At 62.9% G+C, this 26,871-nt stretch carries 25 protein-coding genes and 1 tRNA gene; 15 read left to right on the forward strand and 11 right to left on the reverse strand.

Annotated elements, in window-relative coordinates; translation table 11 throughout:
- Nucleotides 1-124 precede the first annotated feature (124 nt).
- From DNK49_RS06220 to DNK49_RS06260, 9 genes are read left to right on the forward strand one after another with little or no spacing between them, the layout of a single operon-like run.
- A complete protein-coding gene (locus DNK49_RS06220; RefSeq protein ID WP_110523468.1) occupies nucleotides 125-1,810 on the forward strand; it encodes a type II secretion system protein GspD in 1,686 nt (561 codons plus the stop codon).
- A 4-nt stretch (nucleotides 1,811-1,814) separates the two neighbouring features.
- Nucleotides 1,815-3,560: a GspE/PulE family protein gene (locus tag DNK49_RS06225; protein WP_110523469.1), complete on the forward strand. Its 1,746-nt coding sequence runs from the start codon at nucleotides 1,815-1,817 to the stop codon at nucleotides 3,558-3,560.
- Nucleotides 3,557-4,762 (forward strand): type II secretion system F family protein, encoded by a 1,206-nt coding sequence (locus DNK49_RS06230; RefSeq protein WP_110523470.1) that lies wholly within the window; start codon nucleotides 3,557-3,559, stop codon nucleotides 4,760-4,762. Before DNK49_RS06225 ends, DNK49_RS06230 begins: the two co-directional genes overlap by 4 nt.
- A gap of 7 nt (nucleotides 4,763-4,769) precedes the next feature.
- Entirely contained in the window at nucleotides 4,770-6,281 is a 1,512-nt protein-coding gene (locus DNK49_RS06235) for a hypothetical protein (RefSeq protein WP_110523471.1), read from the forward strand.
- The gene (locus tag DNK49_RS06240) at nucleotides 6,278-6,853 is read left to right on the forward strand and encodes a hypothetical protein (RefSeq protein ID WP_110523472.1); all 576 of its coding nucleotides are present in this window, start codon (nucleotides 6,278-6,280) and stop codon (nucleotides 6,851-6,853) included. The genes DNK49_RS06235 and DNK49_RS06240 overlap by 4 nt, the downstream gene beginning before the upstream one ends.
- Nucleotides 6,850-7,293: a hypothetical protein gene (locus DNK49_RS06245; protein WP_110523473.1), complete on the forward strand. Its 444-nt coding sequence runs from the start codon at nucleotides 6,850-6,852 to the stop codon at nucleotides 7,291-7,293. Before DNK49_RS06240 ends, DNK49_RS06245 begins: the two co-directional genes overlap by 4 nt.
- Entirely contained in the window at nucleotides 7,290-8,528 is a 1,239-nt protein-coding gene (locus DNK49_RS06250; RefSeq protein ID WP_110523474.1) for a hypothetical protein, read from the forward strand. The genes DNK49_RS06245 and DNK49_RS06250 overlap by 4 nt, the downstream gene beginning before the upstream one ends.
- Nucleotides 8,525-9,220 (forward strand): prepilin-type N-terminal cleavage/methylation domain-containing protein, encoded by a 696-nt coding sequence (locus DNK49_RS06255; RefSeq protein WP_110523475.1) that lies wholly within the window; start codon nucleotides 8,525-8,527, stop codon nucleotides 9,218-9,220. The genes DNK49_RS06250 and DNK49_RS06255 overlap by 4 nt, the downstream gene beginning before the upstream one ends.
- 42 nt (nucleotides 9,221-9,262) lie before the next feature.
- Entirely contained in the window at nucleotides 9,263-9,919 is a 657-nt protein-coding gene (locus DNK49_RS06260; RefSeq protein WP_110523476.1) for a type II secretion system protein, read from the forward strand.
- 67 nt (nucleotides 9,920-9,986) lie between these two features.
- Here DNK49_RS06260 and DNK49_RS06265 read toward each other — a convergent pair whose 3' ends face one another.
- On the reverse strand, nucleotides 9,987-11,954 hold the full coding sequence (locus tag DNK49_RS06265; RefSeq protein WP_110523477.1) for a monovalent cation:proton antiporter family protein: 1,968 nt from the start codon (nucleotides 11,952-11,954) through the stop codon (nucleotides 9,987-9,989).
- 139 nt (nucleotides 11,955-12,093) lie between these two features.
- Between DNK49_RS06265 and DNK49_RS06270 the strand changes: the two genes are divergently transcribed.
- From DNK49_RS06270 to DNK49_RS06290, 5 genes are all read left to right on the forward strand, one after another.
- Nucleotides 12,094-13,089 (forward strand): KpsF/GutQ family sugar-phosphate isomerase, encoded by a 996-nt coding sequence (locus tag DNK49_RS06270; RefSeq protein ID WP_110523478.1) that lies wholly within the window; start codon nucleotides 12,094-12,096, stop codon nucleotides 13,087-13,089.
- A 4-nt stretch (nucleotides 13,090-13,093) separates the two neighbouring features.
- On the forward strand, nucleotides 13,094-13,672 hold the full coding sequence (gene lptC, locus DNK49_RS06275) for an LPS export ABC transporter periplasmic protein LptC (protein WP_110523479.1): 579 nt from the start codon (nucleotides 13,094-13,096) through the stop codon (nucleotides 13,670-13,672).
- The gene (gene lptA / locus DNK49_RS06280; protein ID WP_110523480.1) at nucleotides 13,669-14,199 is read left to right on the forward strand and encodes a lipopolysaccharide transport periplasmic protein LptA; all 531 of its coding nucleotides are present in this window, start codon (nucleotides 13,669-13,671) and stop codon (nucleotides 14,197-14,199) included. Before lptC ends, lptA begins: the two co-directional genes overlap by 4 nt.
- Nucleotides 14,200-14,360: 161 nt before the next feature.
- Nucleotides 14,361-15,137, forward strand: a complete 777-nt coding sequence (locus tag DNK49_RS06285) for an enoyl-CoA hydratase (RefSeq protein ID WP_110523481.1) — start codon at nucleotides 14,361-14,363, stop codon at nucleotides 15,135-15,137.
- Nucleotides 15,138-15,469: 332 nt separating this feature from the next.
- Nucleotides 15,470-16,036: a phasin family protein gene (locus DNK49_RS06290; protein ID WP_110523482.1), complete on the forward strand. Its 567-nt coding sequence runs from the start codon at nucleotides 15,470-15,472 to the stop codon at nucleotides 16,034-16,036.
- A 109-nt stretch (nucleotides 16,037-16,145) separates the two neighbouring features.
- On the opposite strand, the gene DNK49_RS06295 is transcribed toward DNK49_RS06290, so the two are convergent.
- The 10 genes from DNK49_RS06295 to DNK49_RS06340 form a co-directional block, all read right to left on the reverse strand.
- Nucleotides 16,146-16,898 (reverse strand): lysophospholipid acyltransferase family protein, encoded by a 753-nt coding sequence (locus tag DNK49_RS06295; RefSeq protein ID WP_110523483.1) that lies wholly within the window; start codon nucleotides 16,896-16,898, stop codon nucleotides 16,146-16,148.
- A gap of 33 nt (nucleotides 16,899-16,931) precedes the next feature.
- Nucleotides 16,932-17,465, reverse strand: coding sequence for a D-glycero-beta-D-manno-heptose 1,7-bisphosphate 7-phosphatase (gmhB, locus tag DNK49_RS06300; protein ID WP_110523484.1), 534 nt, complete (start codon nucleotides 17,463-17,465; stop codon nucleotides 16,932-16,934).
- 54 nt (nucleotides 17,466-17,519) lie between these two features.
- Nucleotides 17,520-19,613 carry a glycine--tRNA ligase subunit beta gene (gene glyS / locus DNK49_RS06305; protein WP_110523485.1) on the reverse strand — a complete coding sequence of 698 codons (2,094 nt, stop codon included), beginning with the start codon at nucleotides 19,611-19,613 and terminating at the stop codon, nucleotides 17,520-17,522.
- Nucleotides 19,613-20,524 carry a glycine--tRNA ligase subunit alpha gene (glyQ, locus tag DNK49_RS06310; RefSeq protein WP_110523633.1) on the reverse strand — a complete coding sequence of 304 codons (912 nt, stop codon included), beginning with the start codon at nucleotides 20,522-20,524 and terminating at the stop codon, nucleotides 19,613-19,615. The genes glyS and glyQ overlap by 1 nt, the downstream gene beginning before the upstream one ends.
- Before the next feature lie 133 nt (nucleotides 20,525-20,657).
- Nucleotides 20,658-22,127, reverse strand: coding sequence for an apolipoprotein N-acyltransferase (gene lnt / locus DNK49_RS06315; RefSeq protein WP_110523486.1), 1,470 nt, complete (start codon nucleotides 22,125-22,127; stop codon nucleotides 20,658-20,660).
- A 16-nt stretch (nucleotides 22,128-22,143) separates the two neighbouring features.
- Nucleotides 22,144-22,986 carry an HlyC/CorC family transporter gene (locus DNK49_RS06320; RefSeq protein ID WP_110523487.1) on the reverse strand — a complete coding sequence of 281 codons (843 nt, stop codon included), beginning with the start codon at nucleotides 22,984-22,986 and terminating at the stop codon, nucleotides 22,144-22,146.
- Nucleotides 22,987-23,081: 95 nt separating this feature from the next.
- A complete protein-coding gene (gene ybeY / locus DNK49_RS06325) occupies nucleotides 23,082-23,840 on the reverse strand; it encodes an rRNA maturation RNase YbeY (RefSeq protein WP_243632255.1) in 759 nt (252 codons plus the stop codon).
- A complete protein-coding gene (locus DNK49_RS06330; RefSeq protein ID WP_110523489.1) occupies nucleotides 23,824-24,819 on the reverse strand; it encodes a PhoH family protein in 996 nt (331 codons plus the stop codon). Before DNK49_RS06330 ends, ybeY begins: the two co-directional genes overlap by 17 nt.
- Nucleotides 24,820-26,172, reverse strand: a complete 1,353-nt coding sequence (gene miaB / locus DNK49_RS06335) for a tRNA (N6-isopentenyl adenosine(37)-C2)-methylthiotransferase MiaB (protein WP_110523490.1) — start codon at nucleotides 26,170-26,172, stop codon at nucleotides 24,820-24,822.
- 10 nt (nucleotides 26,173-26,182) lie between these two features.
- Entirely contained in the window at nucleotides 26,183-26,506 is a 324-nt protein-coding gene (locus tag DNK49_RS06340) for a hypothetical protein (RefSeq protein WP_243632256.1), read from the reverse strand.
- 205 nt (nucleotides 26,507-26,711) lie between these two features.
- Here DNK49_RS06340 and DNK49_RS06345 point away from each other — a divergent pair.
- A tRNA-Met gene (locus DNK49_RS06345) sits at nucleotides 26,712-26,788 on the forward strand.
- The last annotated feature ends 83 nt before the right edge of the window (nucleotides 26,789-26,871 follow it).

Here is a 26,871-nt window from a genome sequence, read left to right on the forward strand (position 1 = left end):
AAGCAAACAATAGCGGGAAGACCCAAGTGCCGACGCCATGGGACAACTACCGGGCAGCGTACCCAGGAATTGACTCGACCGAGACAAAATGTAAAATGAATATGCATTCAACATCAATCAGACAATGCATATACGTACCGTCGCTACCTGTTGCTTCCTGATGGCACTCGCCGGGTGTGCGCAACTGCCTCCAGCCGGGCCACCCGATCAGGCCACGCATGACACGCCGGAGTCTTCCGGCGAGCATCCGCCAGCAGCAGCCTTGCCCCCAAGCACCGCCGGGCAGCCGCCTCCCGCACCCCCAAGCCCCGGATACTCGCTCTCGGTCAACCGCATCTCCGTCGAACAGTTGTTGATTGCGATCGCTCGCGACGCGGACCTCGACCTCGACGTACACCCTGGCGTCACCGGCGTCGTCACGCTCAACGCCATCGACGAACCGCTGCCACGCCTGCTCGACCGCATCGCGCGACAGACCGGTCTCCGCTTCGAGCTCGACGGCCACCGACTGGCGGTCATGCCAGACACCCCGGTGCTTCGCAGCTACCGCATTGACTACGTCAACCTGAGTCGCGCAATGAAGGGCGAAGTTGCGACAAGCACCCAGATCTCCACCAGTTCGAGCGCGCTGGGCGATGCCCGCCACAACGACGGCGGCAATGCATCGCTGACCAAGATCGAAACCCTGTCCGCAAACCGCTTCTGGGAAACCCTTGAAACCAACATCCGCACCCTGTTGAAGGAACATGAGCGCTTCATCCAGCGTCGCCATTGCGATGACATGCGCCGCAGCGCCGAGTCCGCCGACGCCCAGGCAACGCCTTCGTGTGAGGACGCCGTCGAAGCCGACTTCATCGTCAGCAACCGCGAAACCGGTACGCTGATGATCCGCGCCACTTCTGCCCAGCACACGCGCATCGCCGAGTTTCTCGACCTGGTTCAGGCCGCCGCACACCGTCAGGTCACGATTGAAGCCACCATTGTCGAAATCACCCTGGCAGACGGGTACAAGCAAGGCATAGACTGGAACCGCCTCAACTCGCCCAACGCCAGCCTCCGGCCGCGAGGCGCCGACACGGATGCCAGTGCGCTGTCGCCGACCATTACCTATCTGTCAAGCCTGCTCGACATCAAACTCGACCTGCTGGAGTCCTTCGGCACCGTCAAGGTCTTGTCCAGTCCCCGCCTTTCAGTCCTGAACAACCAGACCGCCATGCTCAAGGTGGTCGAAGAAGTGGTCTACTTCCTCGTCGACGCATCAACCACCACGTACGACGACAGCAGCCGCGAGAAGATCACCGCCACCACAACGCCACAGTCGGTGTCGGTCGGCATGGTGATGGCGCTGACACCCCAGATCGGCGCGGACGGTCACATCACCCTGAACGTACGCCCCACGATTTCATCAATCTCCGGCTTTCGAGACGATCCCAACCCTTCACTGGGTGCAATCCCCAACCGGGTCCCCCAGATCCGTACCCGCGAGATCGAATCGGTGCTGCGTCTCGCCGATGGTGAAGTCGCCATCCTCGGTGGGCTGATGGAAGACAAGATCGACTACGACACCGGCCGAATCCCGCTGTTCGGTGCCATTCCGGTACTCGGCGAACTGTTCACCCGCCGTGACAACTCCGTCCGGCGGACCGAACTGGCGATCTTCCTGCGGCCCCGCATCGTCGCCCGCGATGCGCCACCCCACCCGGTCGCCCGGCACCGGCACGCCTTGCCCACAGGCGACACGTTCCATCTCGACTCGGCACCCGGTACGCGAAACTTCCCCGGCCGACTGATCATTCGCGAGGCACGTTAACGCCATGAGCACACTCGCGATCAATGCCACCACCAGCAGGCCTCACGACCGCCGACCGCTGGGCGAGACCCTGCTGCAGACCGGACTGATCGGAGACGATCAGCTACGCACAGCCCTGCTCGAGCAAACGCTCCGCCCACGACCACTGGGCCGTATCCTGGTCGAACTGGGCTTCATCTCCGATGCAACATTGCGCGACACCCTCTCGGCCCGGCTGGGACAGCGCACGATAGACCTTCAACGTACGGTCATCGACACCGCCGCACTGGCCAGCGTACCCGAGACGCTGGCACGCACGCACGCGATCATCCCCCTGCACGTCGACCAGGCCCTCAAACAAGCCGTCATTGCCAGCGGTGAAGCCCACGACCTCATCGCCATCGACGCCCTTCAGCGTCAGTTGGGCGCGGATTACCGCATCGAGATCCGGCTGGCGTCAGAGCCGGAGATCCGGCAGGCCATCGATCAGCACTATGGCCACACCCTGCAGATCGACGACATCCTGCATGAGATCGAAACCGGCAGCAGCGACAGCCGAAGCCCCGCCAGTGCAATGGACAAGCCGGAGTACCCGGTCGTGCGCCTGATCGACGCGCTGCTGGCCGATGCGGTCAAACAGGGCGCCTCCGACCTGCATTTCGAGCCCGAAGCCGGCTTCCTGCGCATCCGTTATCGCATCGACGGACTGCTGCGCCAGATCCGTGTCCTGCACCACAGCTACTGGCCCGCGATGGCGATCCGCATCAAGATCCTGGCAGGGTTGAACATTGCCGAAAACCGCTCACCCCAGGATGGCCGCATGGCGTTGAACCTTGCCGGTCGCCCCATCGACTTCCGCGTCTCCGTCCATCCCACCCTGCATGGCGAGAACATCGTCCTGCGCATCCTCGACCGGCACAAGGGCATCGTCGATCTCGACACACTAGGCCTCACTGCCAGCCAGCTCGCGCACATCGGACGCATGACCCGACGGCCGGAAGGGCTCACCCTGATCACCGGACCGACCGGCAGCGGAAAGACCACCACGCTCTATGCGCTGCTCCGCCAACTGGACCACGAGCATGTCAACATCATGACACTGGAGGATCCGGTGGAGTACCCGATGCCACGGGTCAGGCAGACCTCGATGGGCGAGACTGCACGCATCGATTTCGCCAGCGGGGTGCGGGCGATGTTGCGCCAGGACCCGGACATCATCCTGATCGGCGAAATCCGCGACAGCGAAACAGCCGAGATGGCACTGCGTGCAGCAATGACCGGTCACCAGGTGTTCTCGACACTGCACACCCGGTCGGCAATCGGCGCCATCGCCCGCCTGCTCGATCTTGGCCTTCATCCCGACATCCTCGCCAGCAACCTGTCTGGCGTGATCGGCCAGCGGCTGATCAGGCGACTGTGCCCCGACTGCTGCAGTTCGAGCCCACCAACCGATCAGGAACGCGCCCTCTTCGCCCAGTTTGGCATCGCCGCCAGCGAGCATGTACTGGCACGGGCCAGGGGCTGCGCACGCTGTGGCGGCTCCGGCTTTCGCGGACGCCTCGCCTTGCTCGAGACCCTGACGCTCTCCGACACGCTGGAAGCCCTGATCGCGACACGTGCCAGCGCAGGCGAACTGAACCATCATGCCCGCACCGAGGGCTTCATCACCCTGGCGGAAGACGGACTGCGCCGTGTCATGGAGGGCGTCACCACACTCGATGAGGTCGGGCGCGTCGTTGATCTCACGCGACCAGGGGCGGCGCCGCGATGACTTTGCACCGCTATCGCGCCATCGACCAGCAGGGCCGTCTGGTACGAGGCAACATCGACGCCGCTGGCCCTGTCGAACTGGAGGCCCGGCTTGCGCGACGCGGGCTGGAGTTGATCGACAGCCAGCCAGTGTGGTTCGCCCGCTTCGCCTTGAGCCACACCGCGCCACCGCGACGTGAGCTGATTCAGTTCTGCTTTCATCTGGAGCAACTGCTCGATGCTGGCATCCCGATGCTCGACGGCCTGCAGGATCTGCGCGACGCCACCCGCCATCCACGCATGCGCGAGATCGTCACTACGCTACGGGAGGACATCGAGAACGGTGTGCCACTCTCGGTCGCCGCTGAAGCGCATCCGCAAGCCTTCGACGCCATTGCCTGCAGCCTGCTGCATGCTGGCGAGCAGACTGGCGAACTCGCACCCATGCTGCGCCAGTTGGCCGAGACTCTGATCCGCGAGGACGAACTCTCGGCACATGCGCGCAAGCTTGCCATCTACCCGGCCATCGTACTAAGTGTGCTGGTGACAGCCGTCGTCATCGCGCTGACCTTCGTTGTTCCCGAGTTGGCGCAGCTGTTCCGCAGTACCGGCCAGTCCCTGCCCCTGCAGACCCAGCTACTGATAGACGCCTCCAATGGCCTGCGCGAATACGGCTTGCTCAGCATGCCTGTCCTCGCCGCACTGTGTGCGGCCGTCGCCCTGGCAACGCAACGGTCTGATGCCTTTGCCCAGCGCATCGACCACATCCGCCTGCAGTTGCCGATCATTGGTCCGATCGCTCACAAGATCGCAATCGCCCGCATTACACGGCTGTTCTCAATGCTCTACCGATCCGGCATCACCGTACTCGACGCGCTACGCAACACCGAGCACATGACTCGCAACCGCGTTGTCCGCAACAGTCTGAAGTTGGCATCGGTACGCATTGGATCCGGCAGCAGCATCTCGGCAGCCTTCGATGAGTCAGGCATCTTCCCCAGCCTGGTCATCCGCATGCTGCGCGTCGGCGAGCAGACCGGCGCCCTCGACGATGCGCTGGACAAAGTCGTTTATTTCTATGAACGCGATGTCCGGGAATCGATCGAGCGCCTGCAGGCCAGCGCCGAACCGGCACTCACCCTGGCACTGGGGCTGGTGATGCTATGGATCATCTTCGCCGTGCTCGGCCCGATCTACGACATCCTGACTCAACTCCCGGTGTAGGCAAGCCATGACTGCCCACATCCTGATCATCGTCGACGACAACGGCTTCGAAGTCTGGCAACGCCAGCGTCGCAACATCTGCCTGCGCTTACAGACGGACGGACATGCCGAACCTGCCCAACAGGCACTGGAAAGCTGGATCAAGCAGCACGCCACCCATCTCCCGTGCGCAATCCTGATCGAAAACGCCGATGAACGCCTTGTCCTCGACCACCTGCCACGTTGTGGCCGCAACGACCGTCTGACCCTGCTAGCACGCCGGCTCGCACAACAGTTTCCGGCAACCCCCTACGTCACCCACTTTCCCCAGCCTTCACCCCACGACCCCACGAACCGCGAGACCATCCTGCTCGCCGGCCTTGGCACCACTGATGTGCTGGCCGCCCTGATCGCAATCATCGATCGCTTTAACCTGCCCATCGCCCGCATCGTCACCCCAACCCTGTTGCTGCAGACCCCGTCACTTCGCACCGCCAACCCGGAGCAGCACGAGTTGTTGCTGTGCTTCGATGGTGCAGCGATGCAGATCGTGCTGACCTCCCACGGCGCCCTGCGCTTCACCCGTCAATCCCGAGGACGTGCCACCCTTCTGGCCGACAGCCTTCCCGACCACGTTCAGACGCTGGCCCAGACCTGCGCCTATCTGGTCGGACAGCGCTTGCTGGACACCCGGCAGGCCCCGCGGGCCAGGGTAATTGCCGCAACCAAGGATCACACGACCCTGGCAGCCCTTGCCGATGCCGGCATCGAGATCACGCTCGTCAATCCTCGATCATTGATGCGCCCGCTCCCGGCGCTTGCTCCCGACGCGGCCCAAAGCGAAACACGCGCACTGATGGTGCAATTGCTGGCCGAACATTCCAAGACCGGCTATCTGCCAGGCGCTCTCCGCCACCGCTACCCACTCTGGCGCAGCGCACGGCTCGCGATCGCCGCCGGAACAATCAGCTTGATCGCGGCGACCGGTCTCAGCGCGGCACGCCTGGCCGACGCCAACCTGCAGGCCAGCCAGTCGGCCCAACTGGAAACACGGATCGACGACACGCATCGTCAAGTGGCTGCACTGACCGAAGCCGAACAACGCAACACCGTTCCCTCACACGCGACGATTGCACTGGCACGCGCACTGCACGAACACCAGCAGCTTGAGATCTCATCCGGATCGGTCATGCATCACCTGTCCATGCTGCTCGCCGATGCCCCCTCGCTACGTCTGCAACGCCTGGCCTGGCACCCCACCGCAACAGAAACCGCGACAAGGTCATCGCCCCCCCCGCTACCGACGGACATCACCGTTTACGCCAGCATCCGAGCGGAAGATACGGCCGAAGCAGCAACCTCGGCACTCGAAGCGGCCATAGCCCGATGGCAGGCTCGATCAGGCCACCAACTCGACTGGCAGTGGCAGCCCAGCGGCGCAAAAGCGCTCACCGTGCCCACGAACATGCCCGTGCTTGACATCAAACTCACGATCGCACGGGACATGCTGACTCAGCCCACAGACAAGGTGCAGCCATGATCCTGCCAGGCAAGCCGGGCTGGCAGCTTCGACGCTTCAGCCTCAGTCTGATGACTGGCCTGCTTGCATTGTGCCTGCTGTACGCAAGCGACCAGTACCTCGATCAATCCTCCCGACGCCTGCGTGCTGCACAAGCCAGCCTGCTCGAAACACAACGGCAACTGGACGCTCTGCGTCGGCTCCAGCAAGAAGCATTGGCCGCCCGCGCAGACCTGGCCGACCTGCTGGCGGGCGCCCCTCGATCAACGGAAACCGACTGGCGCACGCCCTTCCGACACCTTCGCGACCTGCCACTGATCCTGCATCACCAACTCGAAAGCAGTCCACCCCGGACACAGCACGTCGACGACGGCATGACGCTGCAGTTGCGCGATCTCACCCTGCACCTGGACCTTGTACATGAAGGCGGACTACTGGCTGTCGCTGAATCCCTGTCCGTCCCTGCCGGCGCCCGCCTCCTTCCGCGCGGCTGCCAGGTGGAAAAGCCCCCGACCATTGTCCACGCAGCAGTGCAAGCCCACTGCCAGTTTCGCTGGATCACTGTCACCTTCAACGCAACGCCTACACCATGAAGCCCATTACCCACGCAACGCTACTTGCGCTCGTCATATCGTGCGCCGGCACACAGGCCTTCGCAACAGAGCGCCGGCTGGGCACCCTGTTTCACACCGCGACAGAGCGCGAGGCGCTTGCACACCGCGCCTTGAAGGTCGAAGCGCAATCCCCCGCCGAGCCACCCGTCCCGCACGACCTCCCCCCATTCCGCCTTGACGGCGTGCTGTGGAAAGACTCGCGTCCAGTCATGCTATGGGTAGATCGACAGCCGTTCTCCAGCGCGGCATCGCTCGGCGCGACCGTCAAGCTCCCCACTGACTGGCAGATCCACCTCGCGCCCGGTCACATCCGACTGATCGACGCCGCCGGGCAGACATCGCGACTTCATGCGGGCGAGCACTGGCCCCTGGCCTCCCCAGCCTTTCAGCTTGAGCGCAGCACGGCCAAAGCAAGATGAAAGTCCGGCACCTGCAAGGCGGCGCCATGCTCGCCGCCCTGACCTTGCTCCTGCTGATCGGCAGCCTGGCCGCATTGCTCGGTCTCGACGATCCTGGCATCCGCGCAGTCAGCCGTGCACAGATCCGTAGTGTCGAGGCCCTCGCCCAGGCACGTAGCGCACTCATCGGCTACGCGGTCAGCTATGCAGAATCACACCCCGGGCAAGGCAGCGGCTACCTGCCTTGCCCGGACAGCGCGAACACGGGCTCCGCCACCATTGGGGCCTGCTTCGCACGCGACGACGGCGCCCTGGGGCGTTTGCCCTACCGCACCCTGGGGCTGGCCGACCTGCGCGACGGTTGGGGCGACTGCCTTTGGTATGCCGTGGGCGGTAGCGTCAAGAACAACCCCAAGCCACAGGTGCTCAACTGGGATAGTCCGGACCCATTCACCCTGGTCGACATCCATGGCAACACGCTCGCCGGAGCAGACGCTGCAGCCGCCATCCTGTTCGCACCAGGCCGGCCCCTCGATGGACAGAGCCGCCCATCAGGCACTGGCAGCCGCTGCCCGGGCAGCCCGGATGCCGGCAACGACCTGCCCCATTTCCTCGACGGCAACTACGCTGCTCACCTGACCAGCGCACCGGTGTTCATCCAGGGCCTGCCGTCGCACCCTGGCAACAACGACGTCCTCGCCTGGATCACGATTGACGACATCTTCGCCGCGATGCGCAAGCGCAGCGACTTTGCCACACAGATCGACGCGGTCATCGACCGCGCCGCGCAAGCCCTGGCCCTGCGCCTGGACAATGTCGGCTTTCTCGACGCTCATGTCACGCTTGAAGCGGGCAACCGGGCCAGTGGCCCGCTACCCGATGCAGCCGCACTCGGCATCCCTTCGCCTTATGCGGATCCGCATGACAACTGGCGCGACCAGTTCCGTTTTGTCGCCTGCAAGGACGGCAGCACCTGCTTGATAGCAGACCTGGCAGACAGCGCGGCAACACCGGCCCAAGCGGTACAGACGACGTGTCGCGCCCTGCTGCTGTTCGGCGGAGAACGCATCCGTACCGGGCCGCTGCAGCAGTCGCGCACAACCGCAGCCGAGCGTGCTGACCCGATGCAGTACCTGGAGCCACCCAATGTGGACAGCCTGCTGTCAGCCACCGGCGGATTTGCGGGTTACCGGCACTTCTCCATACCCGACCCCCTGCAGCCCTCGACTGCGGACGTGATCCGCTGCCTGCCATGACCCTAGCACCGCTCACACCGTATTGCAGCGGAAAACGCGACCAGGGTTTCACGCTGGCCGAAATGGCCATCGTCCTGCTCATTCTCGGCCTGCTCGCCAGCAGCCTGCTCCCTCCGTTGAGCGCGCGGATGGACGAGCGCGGCCGTCAAACCACCGCGGCCCGGCTGCAGGACATTGAGCACGCACTGATCGGTTTTGCCATCCTGCACGGCCGGCTACCCTGCCCCAGCACCGAAGCCGATCCGGCCAGCGCGCATTACGGCCTCGAGCAGACCCCACCCTGCAACCACGCCCAACCGGGCTTTCTCCCATGGCGCACACTGGGACTCACCGCGGTAGACGCCTGGGGACAGCCTCGATCGAACGTATCCGACTCCTGGGATGGGCACTGGCGCTACCGACCGGATCCGGGTCTGAGCGACAGCACGATCACTGCTGCGTCCGCCACCCAATCCAACATTCAGATCCGCGACCACGCCGGCAACGCAATCACCACACTCAGCGCTTCACGTGCTGCTGCGGTGGTGTTCTCGATGGGCGCCAACCGCCAGCCCGACGGACTCAACGCCACCCACAGCCCTAACGTCCCCACCTTCCAGGCGGGTGAGACCACCCCGGTGTTCGACGATCAAGTGCTGTGGATCGGCCTGCCCTTGCTGATCTCGCGGCTGGCCCAGGCCGGCCGACTATGACATTCCCCACTCATCCACCCACGCAAGACAAGGAGCGTATCCATGCAGTCGAAATCCCGCAGCGCAGGCTTCACCCTGGTCGAGATCGCCATCGTACTGGTCATCGTCGGCCTGTTGATGGGCGGGGTCCTCAAAGGCCAGGAATTGATCAATAGCGCCAAGGTCAAGAATCTTGCCCAGGACTTCCGCACCATTCCGCTATACATCTACGGCTATCAGGACAAATACCGCGCACTCCCTGGTGACGACCTCAGGGCACAGACACATTTGTGTACAACGGCCGCTTGCACCGCGAACGGCGATGGCAACGGACAGATCGGTGGCAGCTGGGACGATACGGTCACCGCGACCCCCAGTGAGGCCGTCCTGTTCTGGCAGCACATCCGCCTTGCCCGGCTGGCCAGCGGCGCGACGGCAACCACCGATGCCAGCTATCTGCCGGTCAACAGCGAGGGCGGGCGCATCGGGGTGCAGAGCGGGGGCGCGGCGGCACCGCTGGGCGTACAAGGTAGCCACGTCGTGTGCTCGGCCGCGATTCAGGGCAAATACATCCGTCAGCTTGATACCGCGCTCGACGACGGCAGCCCGGAAACGGGTAGCTTGCGGGCCGGCTCGTCGGTCAATGGCACGCTGACTGCCGTCAGCGCAGCCAATCCGCTGGACGACTCGACACCCTATGTCGTGTGCATGGGCATCTGAACTGGCGGGCACGACACGATTTGAGGATCGGGACGTCCTCCGGCCCGCCCTGGCAACAACCCGCCCGTCAAGACCCTCGCAACAAGCGCTGCTCGGCCAGATCCAGCCCGGAAGGCAGGCCAAGCAGCACCACGACATCCCCCTCCATGAAACGGGTTTCGCTGCCAGGCGACAAGCCTCGGATACCACGGCGGCGCACGGCTGAAACACTCACTGCAATCTCGTCGAGGTTCAACTCCGCGATCGAACATCCGATTGCCGCGGCACCCACCGGCAAGGTCACCGAATGCAGGCGAGCCTGACTCGAATCCGGCTCACCGATGTCGGTTGCGCCATGAAAGAAGCCACGCATCAGTGCATAGCGCTGGTGACGGATGTCGCGGATCCGTCGCACAACACGATTGAGCGGCACACCAATCAGTGCAAGCGCATGCGAGGCCAGCATGATGCTGCCTTCGAACGCTTCGGGCACCACTTCGGCCGCACCACCTTGCGACAGCTTTTCCATGTCGGCCTCATCGGTCGCCCTGACCACAACCGGCAGATCCGGACGCAAGGCATGCACATGGTGCATCACCCGCAGGGCCGCCTCGACCTCGGCAAAGGAAATGACCACCGCACTGGCGCGCATGATGCCTGCCGCCATCAGGGTCTCACGCCGTGCCGCATCTCCGTAGACCACGGTGTCCCCAGCAGCCCCGGCCTCACGTACACGTTCCGGATCCAGGTCCAGCGCCACATAGCTGACGTTTTCCTGCTCCATGAAGCGCGCCATATACTGGCCGCTGCGTCCGTAACCGCACACAATGATGTGCTTGTCATTGGTCAGCGACTGCGCAGCCACCCGGGTCAGCTCCATCGAGCGCATCAGCCACTCGGATGCCACGAAACGCATCACCAGCTTGTCACTGATCTGCACGATCAGCGGTGCAAGCAGCATCGACAATACCAGGGCCGCAACCGTCGTCTGCATCAGGGGGTGAGGCATCAGTTCCAGACTGACCACCTGCGACAGCAACACAAAACCGAACTCACCGCCCGCACACAACCAGAGCCCGGAGCGCATCGCTGTGCCGGGCGGCGACCCAAAGGCGCGCGAGGCCGCAAATACGATCCCGAACTTCAGCGCCAGCAGGGCCACCACCAATCCGATCACCGCGGGCAGATTGTTCAGAATGGCGATCACGTCCAGGAACATGCCGACGGTGACAAAAAACAGACCGAGCAGTACATCGCGAAAAGGCTTGATATCCTCCTCGACCTGGTAGCGGTACTCGGTCTCGGAGATCAGCATGCCGGCGAGAAAAGCCCCCAGCGCCAACGACAAGCCCACCCGCTCCGACAGCCAGGCCAAGCCCAGCGTGATCAACAGTACGTTGAGCATGAACAACTCACCCGAGCGCCGCTTGGCCACCACGGTAAACCACCAGCGCATCAGTTTCTGGCCGAACACCAGCACCAATGCCAGCAACACCACCACTTTCAGCGCAGCAAGCCCGAGCGTGAACATCAACTCCTCGGCCGGCCGAGACAGCGCCGGCAACAGGATCAGCAGGGGCACCACTGCAATATCCTGGAACAGCAGCACCCCGATCGTCTCGCGTCCATGGCGGCTGTCGAGTTCCAGCCGGTCACTCAGCAACTTGGACAGGATGGCGGTGGACGACATTGCCAAGGTACCACCCAGCGCAAAGCTCGCCACCCAGCCCAGTCCAAACAGACGGCCCATCAGGGTGGTCAGCACAATGCAGGCCAACACCTGAACGGCCCCCAGCCCGAACACGATGCGTTTCATCGCGAACAAGCGTGGCAGGGAAAACTCCAGCCCGATCGAGAACATCAGGAAAACGACGCCGAATTCGGCCAGGTGGCTTGCACCGGCCGACTCGTGAACAAGATTCAGCGCGTGAGGCCCAACCACCGCACCGACAACGAGATAGCCCAGCACTGGCGGCAGATTGATGCTGCGAAAGACAGCCACAAGCACGACCGCAGCGGCCAGCAGCAACAGGACGACTTCCAGGGTGTTCAGCATCGGTTCCCGGCGCAGAGACGGAGAGCACCCGGCCCCGGAGACAGACGCGAGTGAGTTACAATCGAAACCTTCCACGGCACCCAGCCACGCCGGCGTACCCAGTGGATAGCGATTTCCGTCAGTTTAACCGCTTGCCCCCATGAACCCAATTGCTCCCGACGCCGCTGCACTTGCCCGCGCCACCTCGCTTGGCCGCCGGGTCATCGAAATCGAAGCGGCGGCGGTCGCAGCGCTGGCCGATCGTCTCGGGCCGGATTTCGAACGCGCCATTGCGCTGATCCTGCAACGCAAGGGCCGGGTCATCGTGTCCGGCATCGGCAAATCCGGGCACATCGCACGCAAGCTCGCCGCCACGCTGGCCAGTACCGGCACACCCGCCTATTTCGTGCATGCGGCCGAAGCTGCCCATGGCGACCTCGGCATGATCACGGCAGAAGACGTCGTCATCGCCCTGTCCAACTCGGGTGCCAGCGAGGAGCTGCTGATGATCGTTCCTCAGGTCAAGCGCCGTGGCGCTACCCTGATCGCCATGACCGGCCGCCCGGACTCGCCACTGGCACGCGAAGCCGACGTTCACCTCGACGCGGCAGTCGCCGAGGAAGCTTGCCCGCTCAACCTGGCCCCGACAGCCAGCACCACCGCAGCACTCGCACTGGGCGACGCGTTGGCGGTTGCCTTGCTGGATGCCCGCGGCTTTGGCGCAGAAGACTTCGCCCGCTCGCATCCGGGCGGCAGCCTCGGACGCCGATTGCTGACCCACGTCCGCGACGTCATGCGCCCGCCCGAACGGGTACCGCAATTGTCCGAACATGCAGCGCTGACTGAAACCCTGCTGGCCATGACGCAAGGCGGCATGGGCATGGCCGCCATCATCGCGGCGGACGGCACCCCGCTGGGCATCTTCACCGACGGCGACCTGCGTCGCGCCCTCGAACGCGGCATTGACGTCCGCCAGGCCGGCCTGAACGAAGTCATCACCCGTAACCCGCGCTCAATCAGCCCGGATGCGCTGGCGGTCGAAGCCGCTGAAATGATGGAGCGGCTGCGCATCAGCCAGTTGCTTGTCGTCAACAGCGCCGGAAAACTCGCGGGTGCGCTGACCACACATGACCTGATGCAGGCCCGGGTAATCTGAATCCATGCGCGCCAGTTACCGACTCTATCCGCTGATTGCACTCGGACTGCTCGCCGGCGCATCGATCTGGCTCGAGCGTCTGAGCCGCGTCGACGAAACCCGCCCCGCTGCGGTCAGTAGCGACACCCCCGACTTCATTGCTGAAAACACACGTATCGTGGGCTTTGGTCAGGACGGCGAGCAGCGCTATGCGCTGGTCGCCAACCGCCTTACCCACCTGCCAGCCAGCGATCGCACGATGGTCGATGCCCCGAGGCTGGAACTCGATAACCAGGGCAGACGACTGACCATACATGCCACCTCGGGCGAGGTCGCCTCCGGCGCCGAACGCGTCGACTTCCGCGGTGATGTCGTGGCCTGGCGCGCTGCCGCCCCAGGAGGCGCGGAAATGACCTTCCGCTCCGAACACCTCACTGTGTGGCCGGACGACCATCGCGCAGAAACCCAGCAAGCACTCAAGCTCACCCAGGGCGCCACCACGGCAGAAGCCCTCGGCATGCGTGCAGACAATCTGTTCGGCACGCTGGACCTCGTCGGTCAGGCCCGGGTGCAGATCCCTCGCCGCCAAGGAAGCAAGTCATGAATTACACCCTGCCCTCGATCCTTTTGATCGCGGCCACACTCGCTTCGCCCGCACTCGCCGAGCGTGCCGACCGCGACAAGCCAGTCGATATCGAAGCCAACCGCGTCACGGTTGACGACCGGAACAAGGTCCACATCTTTGAAGGCGACGTCGTATTGACCCAGGGCACGCTGATGATCAAGGGTGACAAACTCGTCGTCACCCAGGGCGCAGATGGCTTCCAGACCGGGGTCGCCACGGCATCTGGCGGACGTCTGGCTTCGTTCCGCCAGAGACGCGAGGGAAGTACCGAGTATGTGGACGGCGAAGCGGAACGTATCGAGTACGACAGCCGGGCGGAGAAGGCTAGACTGTTCAACCGCGCCCACGTCCGCAGTGGCGGAGACGAAGTTCGCGGCCACTACATCGAATACGATTCCGTCAGCGAGAACTACCTCGTCACCAACGCCCCTGGCAGCACACCCGAAAGCAGCACGGGCGGCCGGGTACGCGCAACGATTCAACCCAAGGGCGACAACAAGCCCTGACAGGGCGTACCCCGCGCGCGCGGATGCGCTGACCCCGGCACGCCCGGACATGATCCGGCGAGCGCCTGGCAGGCATTCCGGTCGCACGCGTCGGCCTCAGCCCGATTCAGACCGGTGGCGCCAGATCGCCTCCGGATAACAAGCGCAAGCAAGGAGAAAGCATGTCTTACGAACTGATCCTGGTCGAAACCCGCGGCCGCGTCGGCATGATCACGCTGAACCGTCCGAAGGCGCTCAACGCGCTCAACGACAACCTGGTTGACGAAATCGGCAAGGCCCTCGATGGTTTCGAGGCCGACGAGAACATCGGCGCCATCCTCATCACGGGCTCCGAGAAGGCCTTTGCAGCCGGCGCCGACATCGGCGCCATGGCCACCTTCTCCTACATGGACGCCTACAAAGGCGACTACATCACCCGCAACTGGGAGCGGGTGAAAACCTGCCGCAAGCCGGTGATCGCCGCAGTGGCGGGCTTTGCCCTGGGTGGCGGCTGCGAGTTGGCGATGATGTGCGACATCATCATCGCCGCCGACACGGCCAAGTTCGGCCAGCCCGAAATCAAGCTCGGCATCCTGCCCGGCGCCGGCGGCACCCAGCGTCTGCCACGGGCCGTGGGCAAGGCCAAGGCCATGGACATGTGCCTGACCGCGCGCTTCATGGATGCGGTGGAGGCCGAGCGCGCCGGACTGGTATCCCGTGTCGTACCTGCAGACAAACTGGTCGATGAAGCGCTGGGGGCCGCAGAAGCCATTGCCAGCTATTCGCTACCGGTCGTGATGATGATCAAGGAATCGATCAATCGCTCGTTCGAAAGCAGCCTCAATGAAGGTCTGTTGTTCGAACGTCGCGTATTTCATTCTGCGTTCGCGCTGAAGGACCAGAAAGAAGGCATGGCGGCCTTTGTCGAGAAGCGCAAGCCCTCCTTCGATCACGAATAAGCCTGTTACCACGCGGCCAGCCTGAGCTGGCCGGCATCGAGCCCCCTCGGCCCCCGCGGCAAGGGGGCTTTTTCACGTCTGTGCAACACAGCCGATGCATGCTGCCAACACCGCTGGAAAGCACCTTCCAGCGTGCTTTCCGCATACAGGAGACGGTTCTGTAAGCAATTCGTAAGCATCTGAATTGAAATAGTTTTCAGTTTTTGTGCGTTGCACCAAATAAGTGTTGACAAGCCAGATCGTCCGCCTATAATTCGAACCATGCTGCACCGCAACAGGCCGACACGGTTGTCGGAGGTTGCGATTAATGTCTTTTTCCAAAGGAGATGACCATGTCCGTATTCGCCACCCCCGAGCAAATCGCCGCTGCCAGCAAGGCCAACATCGAAACCCTGCTGAGCCTGACCAACAGCGCTTTCGCCAACGCCGAGCGTCTGACCGCCCTGAACCTGAACACCGCCCGCTCGATCCTCGAAGACAGTGTTGCCAACGCCAAGTCGCTGCTGGCTGTCAAGGACGTGCAAGAACTGGTGACCCTGCAGACCTCGCTGGCCCAGCCGCTGGTTGAAAAGGCTGTTGCCTACGCTCGCAGCGTCTACGAAATCGCTTCGCAAAGCCAGGAAGAACTGTCCAAGGTTTTCGAAGGCCAGGTTGCTGAGCTGAACAAGGGCGTCGCCACCGCGCTGGACAAGGCTGCCAAGTCCGCACCCGCAGGTTCCGACGTTGCCGTGGCTGCCGTGAAGTCGGCCATCGCCGCCGCCAACAGCGCCTACGACAGCTTCAGCAAGGCTGCCAAGCAAGCCGCCGAAATCGCCGAAGCCAACGTGGCCGCCGCGACCAACGCGACCGTCAAGGCTGTCAGCACCACCACCAAGGCTGCTTCGAAGAAGGCTGCCTAAGCTTTACGGTCCGCCGAAAAGCAAAAAAGCCCCGCAGCAATGCGGGGCTTTTTTCGTTAACGCATGAGCAAGGCCGGAGATGGCCAACCCCTGGGGAAAACGGGCTTGCTCAAGCCACCGGGCTTTCGGCGCCGCCGCTATCCGCAAGGTAGTGATGCGGAAACAGGCGCCGCATCTCGCCTTCGATCCAAGCCTCCGAGCGTGCATTGATCTCTTCGACCTTTACACCTTTCACATCAATGACCGGGCCGATACTGACGACAATCTCGCCAGGGCGCTTCAGAAACGCATTTCTCCGCCAGAACTCTCCAGCATTGTGTGCCACCGGTACCACCGGCACCCCGGCACGCTTGGCCAGAATGGCACCTCCCGGCTTGTAGCGATGCGAGCTTCCAGGCGCCACGCGCGTCCCTTCCGGAAACACCACCACCCACAATCCTTCCTTGAGCCGCGCCCGTCCCTGCTCCACCACCTGAGACAGCGCATCCTTTCCGGCCGCACGATCAATGGCAATCCCAGGGATCTGCGCCAAGCCCCAGCCGAAGAATGGCACCCGCAACAACTCGCGCTTCAGCACAAAACACAGCGGCGGAAAGATCTGCTGCAACGCGATCGTCTCCCAGGCAGACTGATGCTTGGAAAGAATCACAGCCGGACCAGCAGGCATGTTCTCGGCACCGACAATCCGATAACGGATACCCAACACATGACGAATCACCCACATCATGATCGGCACCCAGGAGGTGATGATCCGGTGCCGCGTCATCGGCGGCAGCCAGAAGATCATGATGCCGAAAAGGGCGTAAGGAACAGTAATCAATGCCAGCAGGATGGCGAACAGGACTGAACGGAACAGGATCACGGCATTTGCTCTGAATGGATGGGCAGGGGTCGGTCAGGCGGTCAGCTCGGCGACCACTGCCGCAAGATCGGCATGGACGACCGTCCCCTCCGGCAGCGCCGGATCGAGCTGAGTCTTGCCACCTTTTCCGGTCAGTACCAGATAAGGCTTGCACCCCACCGCCACACCTGCCTGCAGGTCGCGCAGACTGTCGCCCACCACGGGTACGCCGCTCAGGTCTACATTGAAGCGCTCACCGATCTGAACAAACATGCCGGGTTTGGGCTTGCGACAGTCGCAGGTGGAGTCGGCAGAATGAGGGCAGAAAAAGATCGCGTCCAGCCGCCCGCCCGCCTGAGCCAGGCTGCGTACCATCTTGTCATTGATCGCGTTCAAGGTATCCATGCCGAACAGGCCGCGCCCCACACCGGACTGATTTGACGCCACCACAACCCGCCAGCCCCATTGATTGAGACGGGCAATGGCTTCGAGCGAACCGGGTATCGGCTTCCACTCGTCCGGGGATTTGATGAACTGGTCGGAGTCGAAATTAATGACCCCGTCGCGGTCCAGGATGATGAGTTTCATGCACACACTCCGCACCGAAGGCGATCCGGGCAATAGCCGGACCGCCTTCGGGGATCAGGCAGACAAGCGGGAAAGGTCCGCAACCTGGTTCATCAACCCGGCCAGCTGGGCCAGCAAGGCCAGCCGGTTCTGCCGGGTCAATGGTTCCTCGGCCATCACCATCACACCATCGAAGAACGCATCCACCGCAGTTCTCAGCCCAGCCAGTACACGCAGCGCTTCGGTGTAGTTTTCGTTGGCTACATGAGAGCGCACCAGCGGGGCAATCTCGTTGACCTGGTGGAACAGCGCTTTCTCGGCTGCCTCCTGCAGCAGCGCGATGTCAGGCTCGCCCGGCTGGGTCTCGGTCTTCTTCAGGATGTTGACGATGCGCTTGTTGGCAGCCGCCAGGGCTTCCGACTCGGGCAAGGCCCGGAACGCCTCGACCGCATCGAGCTTGGCCGGCACCAGATCGATGCGAGTGGGGCGCAGCGCGAGCACCGCATCCGCCACCACCGCATCACGCCCACCCGCGCCCTCGCGCAACAGATTCTTGAGGCGCTCGAGCATGAAGTCCAGCAACTGTCCCTGGAAACCCTCTGACGTCAACAAGCCGGGGCGGAATCCCGCAGCAGCGGCCTCGATCAGTTGTGGCAGCTCCAGCGGCAGCGGTGTTTCCATCAGGATGCGCAACACCCCGAGCGCAGCACGACGCAATGCAAACGGATCCTTGTCGCCGGTTGGCACCATGCCGATGCCGAAGAAACCGACCAGCGCGTCCAGCTTGTCGGCCAGCGCAACCGCGCAGGCCACGTTGCCCGCAGGCAGCGCATCGCCAGCGAAACGCGGCTGATAGTGCGCCTGTACGGCATCGGCAACGACCTCGCCTTCGCCATCGTGCAGCGCATAGTAGCGCCCCATGATGCCCTGCAGTTCGGGGAACTCGCCCACCATGTCGGTGACGAGGTCAGCCTTCGCCAGGCGGGCGGCGCGTTGTGCCGCAGCAACATCGGCCGACAGCAAACCGGCAATGCGACCGGCCAGCGCCTCGAGACGGTCGATGCGTTCGAGCTGACTGCCCAGCTTGTTGTGATAGACCACCGATGCCAGCCGTGGCAGACGCGCATCAAGCTTCTGCTTCTTGTCCTGCTCGAAGAAGAAGCGCGCATCCGACAGGCGCGGGCGCACCACCCGCTGATTGCCGGTGATGATGTTGGAGGCATCCTCCATCTGCATGTTGGAAACGATCAGGAAGCGGTTGAGCAGCTTGCCCGTCGCATCGAACAGCGGGAAATACTTCTGGTTGGAACGCATGGTCAGGATCAGGCATTCCTGCGGTACCGCCAGGAACTCAGCCTCGAACTCGCCGACATACACTGTCGGATGCTCGACCAGCGCCGCCACTTCGTCGAGCAGATCGGCATAGTCGCCGATCGATGCCTGCTGCCGTGCGGCTTCGGCCAGCAACTGGCGCTCGATCTCGGCACGACGTTCTGCAAACGACGGAATCACCTTGCCTTCGGCCAGCAGCGTGGGCTCGTAGGCCTCGGCGGTGGCGATGTCGATCTCGCCGCGGCTCATGAAACGGTGCCCCCGGGTGGTACGGCCAGCACTCAGATCCAGCACCACGCCCGGCACCACATCCGCGCCGTGCAGCATGGTCAACTTGTGCACCGGACGCACGAAGGTGGCATCACCATCACCCCAGCGCATCACCTTTGGAATCGGCAAGGCCTTGACCGCCTCCTGCACGATGCCGGCCAATACATCGGCCAGACGCGCGCCCGGCACCAGGGCGGTGTGGAACAGGGCCTCGGCCTTACCGTCCATGCGCCGCTCAAAGCCGGCAAGCGCATCGGCGGGAATCCCCTTCGCCTCCATCTTCTTCAGCAGGGCTGGCGTTGGCTTGCCCTCGGCGTCGAGGGCCACGGCAACAGGCATCAACTTCTCGGTCACTTCCTTCGCAGCGGCCTCCGCCAGGACAGCAGCCACCGTCACCGCCAGGCGACGCGGGCTGGCAAAACTGCGGTGCCCCGCATCTGCGGCCACCAGGCCCCGGTTTTTCAGGCCTTCCGCAATCTTGCCGGCAAAGGTTTCACCCAGGCGTGGCAGCGCCTTCGGCGGCAGTTCTTCGGTCAACAGTTCGATCAGCAGGGTCGCGTTACTCATCACGCGGCCTCCTTGTTGTTCAGCATCGGGAAGCCAAGCGCTTCACGGGATTCGAAATAGGCTTGCGCCACCGCGCGCGACAGGTTGCGGATACGACCGATATAGGCAGCACGCTCGGTCACCGAGATCGCGCCACGAGCATCGAGCATATTGAAGGTGTGCGCCGCCTTCAGCACCATTTCATAAGCCGGCAGCGCCAGTCCCACTTCCATCACGCGCTTGGCTTCGGACTCGTAGTTGGAGAACAGCGAGAACAGGAAGTCGACGTTGGAGTGCTCGAAGTTGAAGGTCGATTGTTCGACCTCGTTCTGGTGATAGACGTCACCGTACGTCACCTTGCGACCATCCGGCGCGACCGACCACACCAGGTCATAGACGTTTTCGACGCCTTGCAGATACATTGCCAGACGCTCGATACCGTAAGTGATCTCACCCAGCACCGGCTTGCAATCCAGGCCACCGACCTGCTGGAAGTAGGTGAACTGGGTGACCTCCATGCCATCGAGCCAGACCTCCCAACCCAGGCCCCAGGCGCCCAGCGTGGGGTTTTCCCAGTCATCCTCGACAAAGCGGATGTCGTGCGCATTGGGATCGATCCCGAGGGCACGCAGGGAGTCGAGGTACAACTCCTGGATGTTCAGCGGCGAAGGCTTGAGCACGACCTGGAACTGGTAGTAGTGCTGCAGGCGGTTGGGGTTTTCACCGTAGCGACCGTCCTTGGGGCGACGCGACGGCTGCACATAAGCGGCGTTCCACGGCTCCGGGCCAATGGCACGCAGAAAGGTTGCGGTATGCGAGGTGCCTGCACCCACTTCGAGGTCGTAGGGCTGCAGCAGCACACAGCCGCGTTCGCCCCAGAAATGCTGGAGCGTCAGGATGACTTGCTGGAAGGTCGGTTTCTTCAGGGACATGGTCTCGGGCGGCTTGGCCGCGCAGCGAACGCAAAACATGGGATTTTACTGGTAATAGCGCATGCACGCGCACATCGGACGAAATCGTCTCGCGCAGACCGCGGTCGGCCCGAAGCATGCCGCCCGGCGGGACTCAGACGGTACGTCGTCGCCAGATCGCCAGCATCAGGATGAAGAGGAAGGCGCCCACCACCGGCACATTGCCCCAGCGCGCATACGGCGTCATCCCGGCGTATCCCACAACCTCGACTTCGAGCACACCTTGTTCGAACGCAGGCAGCACTGCTTCGACCCGGCCATCAGGCTGCACCAGGGCGGTCATGCCGGTATTGGTCGAACGCAACATCGGCCGTCCGGTCTCGAGCGCGCGCACCCGCGCCACCTGCAGATGCTGAGGCTGGGCAAGCGAATCGCCGTACCAGGCAAGATTGGAAAGATTCAACATCAAGGTCGCCTGCGGCAGACTACGGATCAGTTCCGCGCCAAACAGATCCTCATAGCAGATGTTGACCGCCACCAGCTGGCCCTTGAGGTGCATGGGCGGCTGATCGATCGCCCCCCGGGTCTGGTCCGACATCGGAATATCGGCAATACGATAAAACCAGCCGAACAGCGGTGGCGAATACTCACCGAAAGGTACCAGATGCTGCTTGGCGTAATGCTGCCCCGCCCCCTCACCCAGGCTGATCGCCGCATTGAAGATCTCACCCGCCGAGCCGCGGGTGAACACCCCCAGCACCAGCGACGCACCACGCTCACCGACGATATCGCCCAGCAGATCGAGATAACCCTCGGGCAAGTGCTCGACCAGGGTTGGCAGCGTGGTTTCAGGCAACACCACGATATCGGCACGGCTGTTACGCACCAGCCGCAGATTCGACTGCAGCACCTCGGCAAAATACTCCGGCCGCCACTTGAGTCCCTGCTCGAAATTGGTCTGCACCAAGGCAACCGTAACCGGCGCACCCGTCGGCACGGTCCACGCCACCTGTCCCAGACCGGCGCCAAGCACCAGCACGCCACCGGCAACGGCAAGCGCCGGGCGCCGCTGCCCGCCACCCGGCATCAAGGCCAGCAACGCAGCAAGGAAGGCCAGCGCGCCGCCAACGCCATACACCCCGATGACCGGATGAAGTCCCGCCAGCGGGCTGGGCGATGTCTGGCTATATCCGATGGAAAGCCAGGGAAACCCGGTGAACGCGACCCCACGCAAGAACTCGGCGGCCATCCATACCCCGGAGAACACGCTGGCACGCCAGAGCAGACCACCGGTGCGCAGGCGCACGTACAGCCCGGCCGCCAGCGCAGGAAACATGGCAAGTACCAGGCAGAACAGCACGATGGCCAGCGCCGCCAGCGCCCAGGGCATGCCGCCGTATCGATGCAGGGCAACGAACAGCCAGGATACCCCGGTCAGAAACGCCCCCAAGCCCCAGGCCAATCCCAGCAGAAAGCCCTGCCGGGTCGAAGGGACGCCGTCCAGCAGGCGCACCAGCACCCCAAGGCTGATCAAGGCCAGCGGAAAGACCCCAAACGGTGCAAACGCAAGCACCGCTCCCGCCCCAGCCAACACAGCGGCCCCCAAGGCCTGCGGGAAACGCATCGTCAAACAAGCACCCTCAAGCCTCTCTCGCGTCGACCGCAGACGCGACGCGATCGACCAGCAAGGTGTGCACACGCCGGCTGTCGGCGCGCAGCACCTGAATCTTCAGACCCTCAAGAACAATCGCCTCGCCCCGCTTGGGCAAGCGCCCCAACTGACGGATGACCAGACCCCCTACGGTGTCGACCTCTTCATCGCTGAAGTGCGTGGCAAAAGCGGCATTGAAGTCCTCGATCTCGGTGGTGGCCTTCACCCGGTAACGCCCCCCCTGATCGAGGCGAATGTTGTCACCAATCTCATCGAAGTCGTATTCGTCCTCGATGTCGCCGACGATCTGCTCGAGTACATCCTCGATGGTCACCAGACCGGCCACGCCGCCGTACTCGTCCACGACGATGGCCATATGGTTGCGACTGACGCGGAACTCGCGCAGCAAGACATTGAGTCGCTTGGATTCGGGCACGAAGACCGCTGGTCGCAGCATGTCGCGAAGATCGAACTCGCGACCGGCAAAATAGCGCAGCAAGTCCTTGGCCAGCAGGATGCCGGCAACATCGTCCTTGCCCTCACCCACTGCCGGAAACCGGGAGTGGGCCGTATCAATGACAAAACCTGCGATCTTTTCCATGGAGTCGCCGAGATGAATGACATCCATCTGGGCGCGGGGAATCATCACGTCGCGCACCTGCATGTCCGACATCTGCAGGGCGCCCTCGATGATGGAGAGGGCATCGGCATCGAGCAGATTGCGCTCGTACGCCGAGTGGAGCAGCGCGAGGAGTTCATCGCGATCTTCCGGTTCGCGCGAGATCAGGGCCGAAAGTCGCTCGATTAATGACGGTTTACTGGGACTGTCCATGTTGTTGGTGGGTAAGGAATAAGGACTGCATACCTGCAAGCACGAAACGTGCAGGCAGGCATCCACGCCTTACGCCTCACCCCTTGACTTCAAGCTCATGCATACGGATCAGCATAGCCCAGACCACGCAGGATTTCGCGCTCGCGCGCCTCCATGTGCTCGGCGTCGGCCTCGACCTCGTGATCAAACCCTTGCAGGTGCAGCATGCCATGCACCACCAGATGCGCAAAATGCGCGTCCAGCGACTTGCCCTGCTCGGCGGCTTCACGCACCACCACCGGCACACAAAGGACCAGGTCGCCCATCAACGGTGCGCCCTCGATCGCCGGCAAGCCCTCACCTTCACCACCATAGACGAAGGTCAGCACGTTGGTGGCGTAATCCTTGCCCCGGTAGCCACGATTGAGCTCACGCCCTTCGTCCTCGCCGACCAGTCGCACGGTCACCTCGACATCGCGCAACAACGCAGCCTGCGCCCAACGCCGGATCTGGTGCTTCTTGGGGGCACTCAGACGGTCAGCGCCGTCGAGCACCTTCTGCACCTCGAGGTTGAGCATCGGAGGCGCCAGGGTTACTGGCAGATCAATGGACTCGACTGGCTGCATGTCATGGTGTACATCCACCCGCAGCGTGACCACATTACAGGCAGCCGATTGCAGGGTGATGACGGGCACCTCGTCCTCGGCGGCCGTATCAGCCTCCAGTTCAAGATCGCCCCAGGCCTGCGGCGGAAACGACAGCGTCAGCCGACGTCCTCCGGACAGCTCGATCTCAATGCGCTCAGCCCGCATTCGGGTTGCCTTGCCGTTATCGTCGAACGCGGTGATACGTGTGCCTTCAGCCTGCTTCGCCATCCTGCGAACCCTTCTTGCGTTGTTCAGCTGCACGCGCATCGCGTGCTGCCTGATTGTCATATGCCTCAACGATACGCGCAACCAGCGGGTGGCGCACGACGTCTTCCTTCTGGAACTCGGTAAACGCCAGGCCACGCACCTTGCCCAGCACCTCGCGCGCCTCGAGCAAGCCACTGCGGTTGCCACGCGGCAGGTCAACCTGGGTCAGGTCGCCAGTCACCACCGCCTTTGCACCAAAGCCGATCCGGGTCAGGAACATCTTCATCTGCTCCGGCGTCGTGTTCTGCGCCTCATCCAGGATGATGAAGGCGTTGTTGAGCGTGCGCCCGCGCATGAAGGCCAGCGGCGCAACCTCGATGCTGCCGCGCTCGAACAGCTTGGTGACGCGATCAAACCCCATCAAATCGTACAACGCGTCATACAGCGGCCGCAGATAGGGGTCGACCTTCTGCGCCAGATCGCCCGGCAGGAAACCCAGCCGCTCGCCCGCCTCGACCGCCGGTCGGGTCAGGATGATGCGCTCGACCAGATCGCGCTCGAACGCATCGACAGCGCTGGCCACCGCCAGATACGTCTTGCCAGTACCCGCCGGACCAATGCCGAAGGCAATGTCGTGATCCTGAATATTGCGCAGGTATTCCACCTGCCGCGGGGTGCGCCCATGCAACTCGGTACGCCGCGTCAGCAGCACTGGCGCGGGCGGCTCGTCCTTGCCCTTGTTGGCGATCTCGATCAGGCCAAGCTGCACATCTTCGCGCAACAGATCCTTGGCAGCCCGCTCATAAAAATGCTTCAACGCCATCTCGCCGCGCAGCACCTGAGCCTGATGTCCATGCAGGGTAAAGTGCTCACCCCTGCGGCTGACGGTGATATCGAAGGCGTTTTCGATCTGACGCAGATTTTCGTCCAGCACACCGCACAGGTTTGCCAGCCGGGCGTTGTCCACCGGCTCGAAAAACACCTCAAGCGTTTTAGCCATTCAGGATTCCCGGACCACAATCTCGCCGCGCAGGCTGTGCGGCAAGGCAGCGGTGATGCGCACCTCGATGAACTGTCCCACCAGACGATCGCGGTTTGGCGATGGCGCGGCAAAGTTCACCACTCGATTGTTGTCGGTACGACCCATCAACTCTTCTTCGGCATTCTTTTTGGCCGCCCCCTCGACCAGGATGCGCTGCACCGACCCAACCATGGATTCGCTGACGACCTGATACTGCTCGTCGATACGCTTCTGCAACCGGGCCAGCCAGCGCAGCTTGGTCTCCTGCGGCACAGGATCCTCGAGATCGGCCGCCGGCGTACCGGGGCGCGCGCTGTACACAAAGCTGAACGAACCATCGAATCCGACATCGTCAATCAGCTTCATGGTCTTCTCGAAATCCTCTTCGGTCTCACCAGGAAAGCCGACGATAAAGTCCGACGTCAGCGACAGATCAGGGCGGGCCGCACGCAACTTGCGCACCACCGACTTGAACTCCAGCACCGAATAGCCCCGCTTCATCGCCGCCAGCACACGATCCGAGCCGGACTGGACCGGCAGGTGCAGTTGCGACACCAGCTTGGGCAGGCGGGCATAAGCTTCAATCAGGCGTGCGCTCATCTCGCGCGGATGAGAAGTGGTATAGCGGATGCGCTCGATGCCGGGAATCTCCGACACGCACTCCAGCAGGAAGGCAAAGTCACCCTCCTCCCCCCCCTCGCGCACAATCTCGCCACGCCAGGCATTGACGTTCTGTCCCAGCAGGGTGACTTCCTTGACCCCCTGCGCAGCCAGCCCGGCCACTTCGGTCAGGATGTCGTCAAGCGGGCGGGAGACTTCCTCGCCGCGGGTATACGGCACCACACAGAAAGTGCAGTACTTCGAGCACCCCTCCATGATCGACACGAAGGCGCTCGCCCCCTCGACACGCGCCGGCGGCATCGCATCGAACTTTTCGATCTCGGGAAAGGAAATATCCACCTGCGAGCGCCCGGTCTGCTTGCGCGCCGCAATCAGCTTGGGCAGGCGATGAAGGGTCTGGGGACCAAACACCACATCCACATAAGGCGCGCGCTTGACGATGGCCTCGCCCTCCTGGCTGGCCACACATCCGCCGACGCCAATGATCAGGTCAGGCTTCAGTTGCTTGAGCATCCGGACCCGGCCCAGATCATGAAACACCCGCTCCTGCGCCTTCTCGCGCACCGAACAGGTGTTGAACAGGATGATGTCCGCGTCTTCAGGGTTATCGGTCTTGGTCAGGCTTTCGCCTGCAGCGAGTACGTCCGCCATCTTGTCGGAGTCGTACTCGTTCATCTGGCACCCGAAGGTGCGGATGTAGAGTTTCTTCATTCAGAATGCTTCACTGCTTGGGGTCTGGCATGGCGATCTCCTCGGGCGTGAGGATCCATACCTTGCGGATCTGCCCACCGTTGTCGATCTGTACACGCACCTTGTATTCGCCACTGGCGGACGCTGGCAGCACGATGCGGTTGTTGGCATCCCGAATCTGCGCACCCGGGCTCAACATCAACAGCTTGCCATCAATGGCAACCCGGCTTTCACCCGCAAACTTGGCGACCGCACGCACCGCATCAGCGGGAAACGCGCGCAACACCACCGCCCCAAGCTGTTGAATGCACAGGAAAGTCGCCGAAAGGGCAAACAAGGCACGAACAAGGCGCACGATAAGGACACTGGCGGACTAGGATATAGGCCACCGATGATCCCCGATCAGCCCTTCGCTGTCAATGTAAAATCCTTATAAATCAAGCCCTCCTGTACCACCCTCAGCACAGATGAAACCTTTCATCACGACGCGTGCAGCACCCGCCAGCACACGCATGTATTGACGTCCTCTCGGATCACCCGCTATAGTAGCGCGCTCGGTTGGTGATGTAGCTCAGACGGTTAGAGCGACGGATTCATAACCCGTAGGTCGGCAGTTCGATTCTGCCCATCACCACCAAAAAATTCAGGGGCTTGCAGCGATGCAAGCCCCTTTGCTTTTGTGTCGGGCTAACAACGATGGGCGCCGGCTTTCGTCGGCCG

Source organism: Parazoarcus communis SWub3 = DSM 12120 (assembly GCF_003226565.1).
GTDB lineage: Bacteria > Pseudomonadota > Gammaproteobacteria > Burkholderiales > Rhodocyclaceae > Parazoarcus > Parazoarcus communis.

What these genes read in the sequence shown, in the direction of transcription:
- DNK49_RS06220 (WP_110523468.1), top strand. Translation starts at nt 125, where the DNA reads ATGCATATACGTACCGTCGCTACCTGTTGCTTCCTGATGGCACTCGCC.
- DNK49_RS06225 (WP_110523469.1), top strand. Translation starts at nt 1,815, where the DNA reads ATGAGCACACTCGCGATCAATGCCACCACCAGCAGGCCTCACGACCGC.
- DNK49_RS06230 (WP_110523470.1), top strand. Translation starts at nt 3,557, where the DNA reads ATGACTTTGCACCGCTATCGCGCCATCGACCAGCAGGGCCGTCTGGTA.
- DNK49_RS06235 (WP_110523471.1), top strand. Translation starts at nt 4,770, where the DNA reads ATGACTGCCCACATCCTGATCATCGTCGACGACAACGGCTTCGAAGTC.
- DNK49_RS06240 (WP_110523472.1), top strand. Translation starts at nt 6,278, where the DNA reads ATGATCCTGCCAGGCAAGCCGGGCTGGCAGCTTCGACGCTTCAGCCTC.
- DNK49_RS06245 (WP_110523473.1), top strand. Translation starts at nt 6,850, where the DNA reads ATGAAGCCCATTACCCACGCAACGCTACTTGCGCTCGTCATATCGTGC.
- DNK49_RS06250 (WP_110523474.1), top strand. Translation starts at nt 7,290, where the DNA reads ATGAAAGTCCGGCACCTGCAAGGCGGCGCCATGCTCGCCGCCCTGACC.
- DNK49_RS06255 (WP_110523475.1), top strand. Translation starts at nt 8,525, where the DNA reads ATGACCCTAGCACCGCTCACACCGTATTGCAGCGGAAAACGCGACCAG.
- DNK49_RS06260 (WP_110523476.1), top strand. Translation starts at nt 9,263, where the DNA reads ATGCAGTCGAAATCCCGCAGCGCAGGCTTCACCCTGGTCGAGATCGCC.
- DNK49_RS06265 (WP_110523477.1), bottom strand. Translation starts at nt 11,954, where the DNA reads ATGCTGAACACCCTGGAAGTCGTCCTGTTGCTGCTGGCCGCTGCGGTC.
- DNK49_RS06270 (WP_110523478.1), top strand. Translation starts at nt 12,094, where the DNA reads ATGAACCCAATTGCTCCCGACGCCGCTGCACTTGCCCGCGCCACCTCG.
- lptC (WP_110523479.1), top strand. Translation starts at nt 13,094, where the DNA reads ATGCGCGCCAGTTACCGACTCTATCCGCTGATTGCACTCGGACTGCTC.
- lptA (WP_110523480.1), top strand. Translation starts at nt 13,669, where the DNA reads ATGAATTACACCCTGCCCTCGATCCTTTTGATCGCGGCCACACTCGCT.
- DNK49_RS06285 (WP_110523481.1), top strand. Translation starts at nt 14,361, where the DNA reads ATGTCTTACGAACTGATCCTGGTCGAAACCCGCGGCCGCGTCGGCATG.
- DNK49_RS06290 (WP_110523482.1), top strand. Translation starts at nt 15,470, where the DNA reads ATGTCCGTATTCGCCACCCCCGAGCAAATCGCCGCTGCCAGCAAGGCC.
- gmhB (WP_110523484.1), bottom strand. Translation starts at nt 17,465, where the DNA reads ATGAAACTCATCATCCTGGACCGCGACGGGGTCATTAATTTCGACTCC.
- glyS (WP_110523485.1), bottom strand. Translation starts at nt 19,613, where the DNA reads ATGAGTAACGCGACCCTGCTGATCGAACTGTTGACCGAAGAACTGCCG.
- glyQ (WP_110523633.1), bottom strand. Translation starts at nt 20,524, where the DNA reads ATGTCCCTGAAGAAACCGACCTTCCAGCAAGTCATCCTGACGCTCCAG.
- lnt (WP_110523486.1), bottom strand. Translation starts at nt 22,127, where the DNA reads ATGCGTTTCCCGCAGGCCTTGGGGGCCGCTGTGTTGGCTGGGGCGGGA.
- DNK49_RS06320 (WP_110523487.1), bottom strand. Translation starts at nt 22,986, where the DNA reads ATGGACAGTCCCAGTAAACCGTCATTAATCGAGCGACTTTCGGCCCTG.
- ybeY (WP_243632255.1), bottom strand. Translation starts at nt 23,840, where the DNA reads ATGGCGAAGCAGGCTGAAGGCACACGTATCACCGCGTTCGACGATAAC.
- DNK49_RS06330 (WP_110523489.1), bottom strand. Translation starts at nt 24,819, where the DNA reads ATGGCTAAAACGCTTGAGGTGTTTTTCGAGCCGGTGGACAACGCCCGG.
- miaB (WP_110523490.1), bottom strand. Translation starts at nt 26,172, where the DNA reads ATGAAGAAACTCTACATCCGCACCTTCGGGTGCCAGATGAACGAGTAC.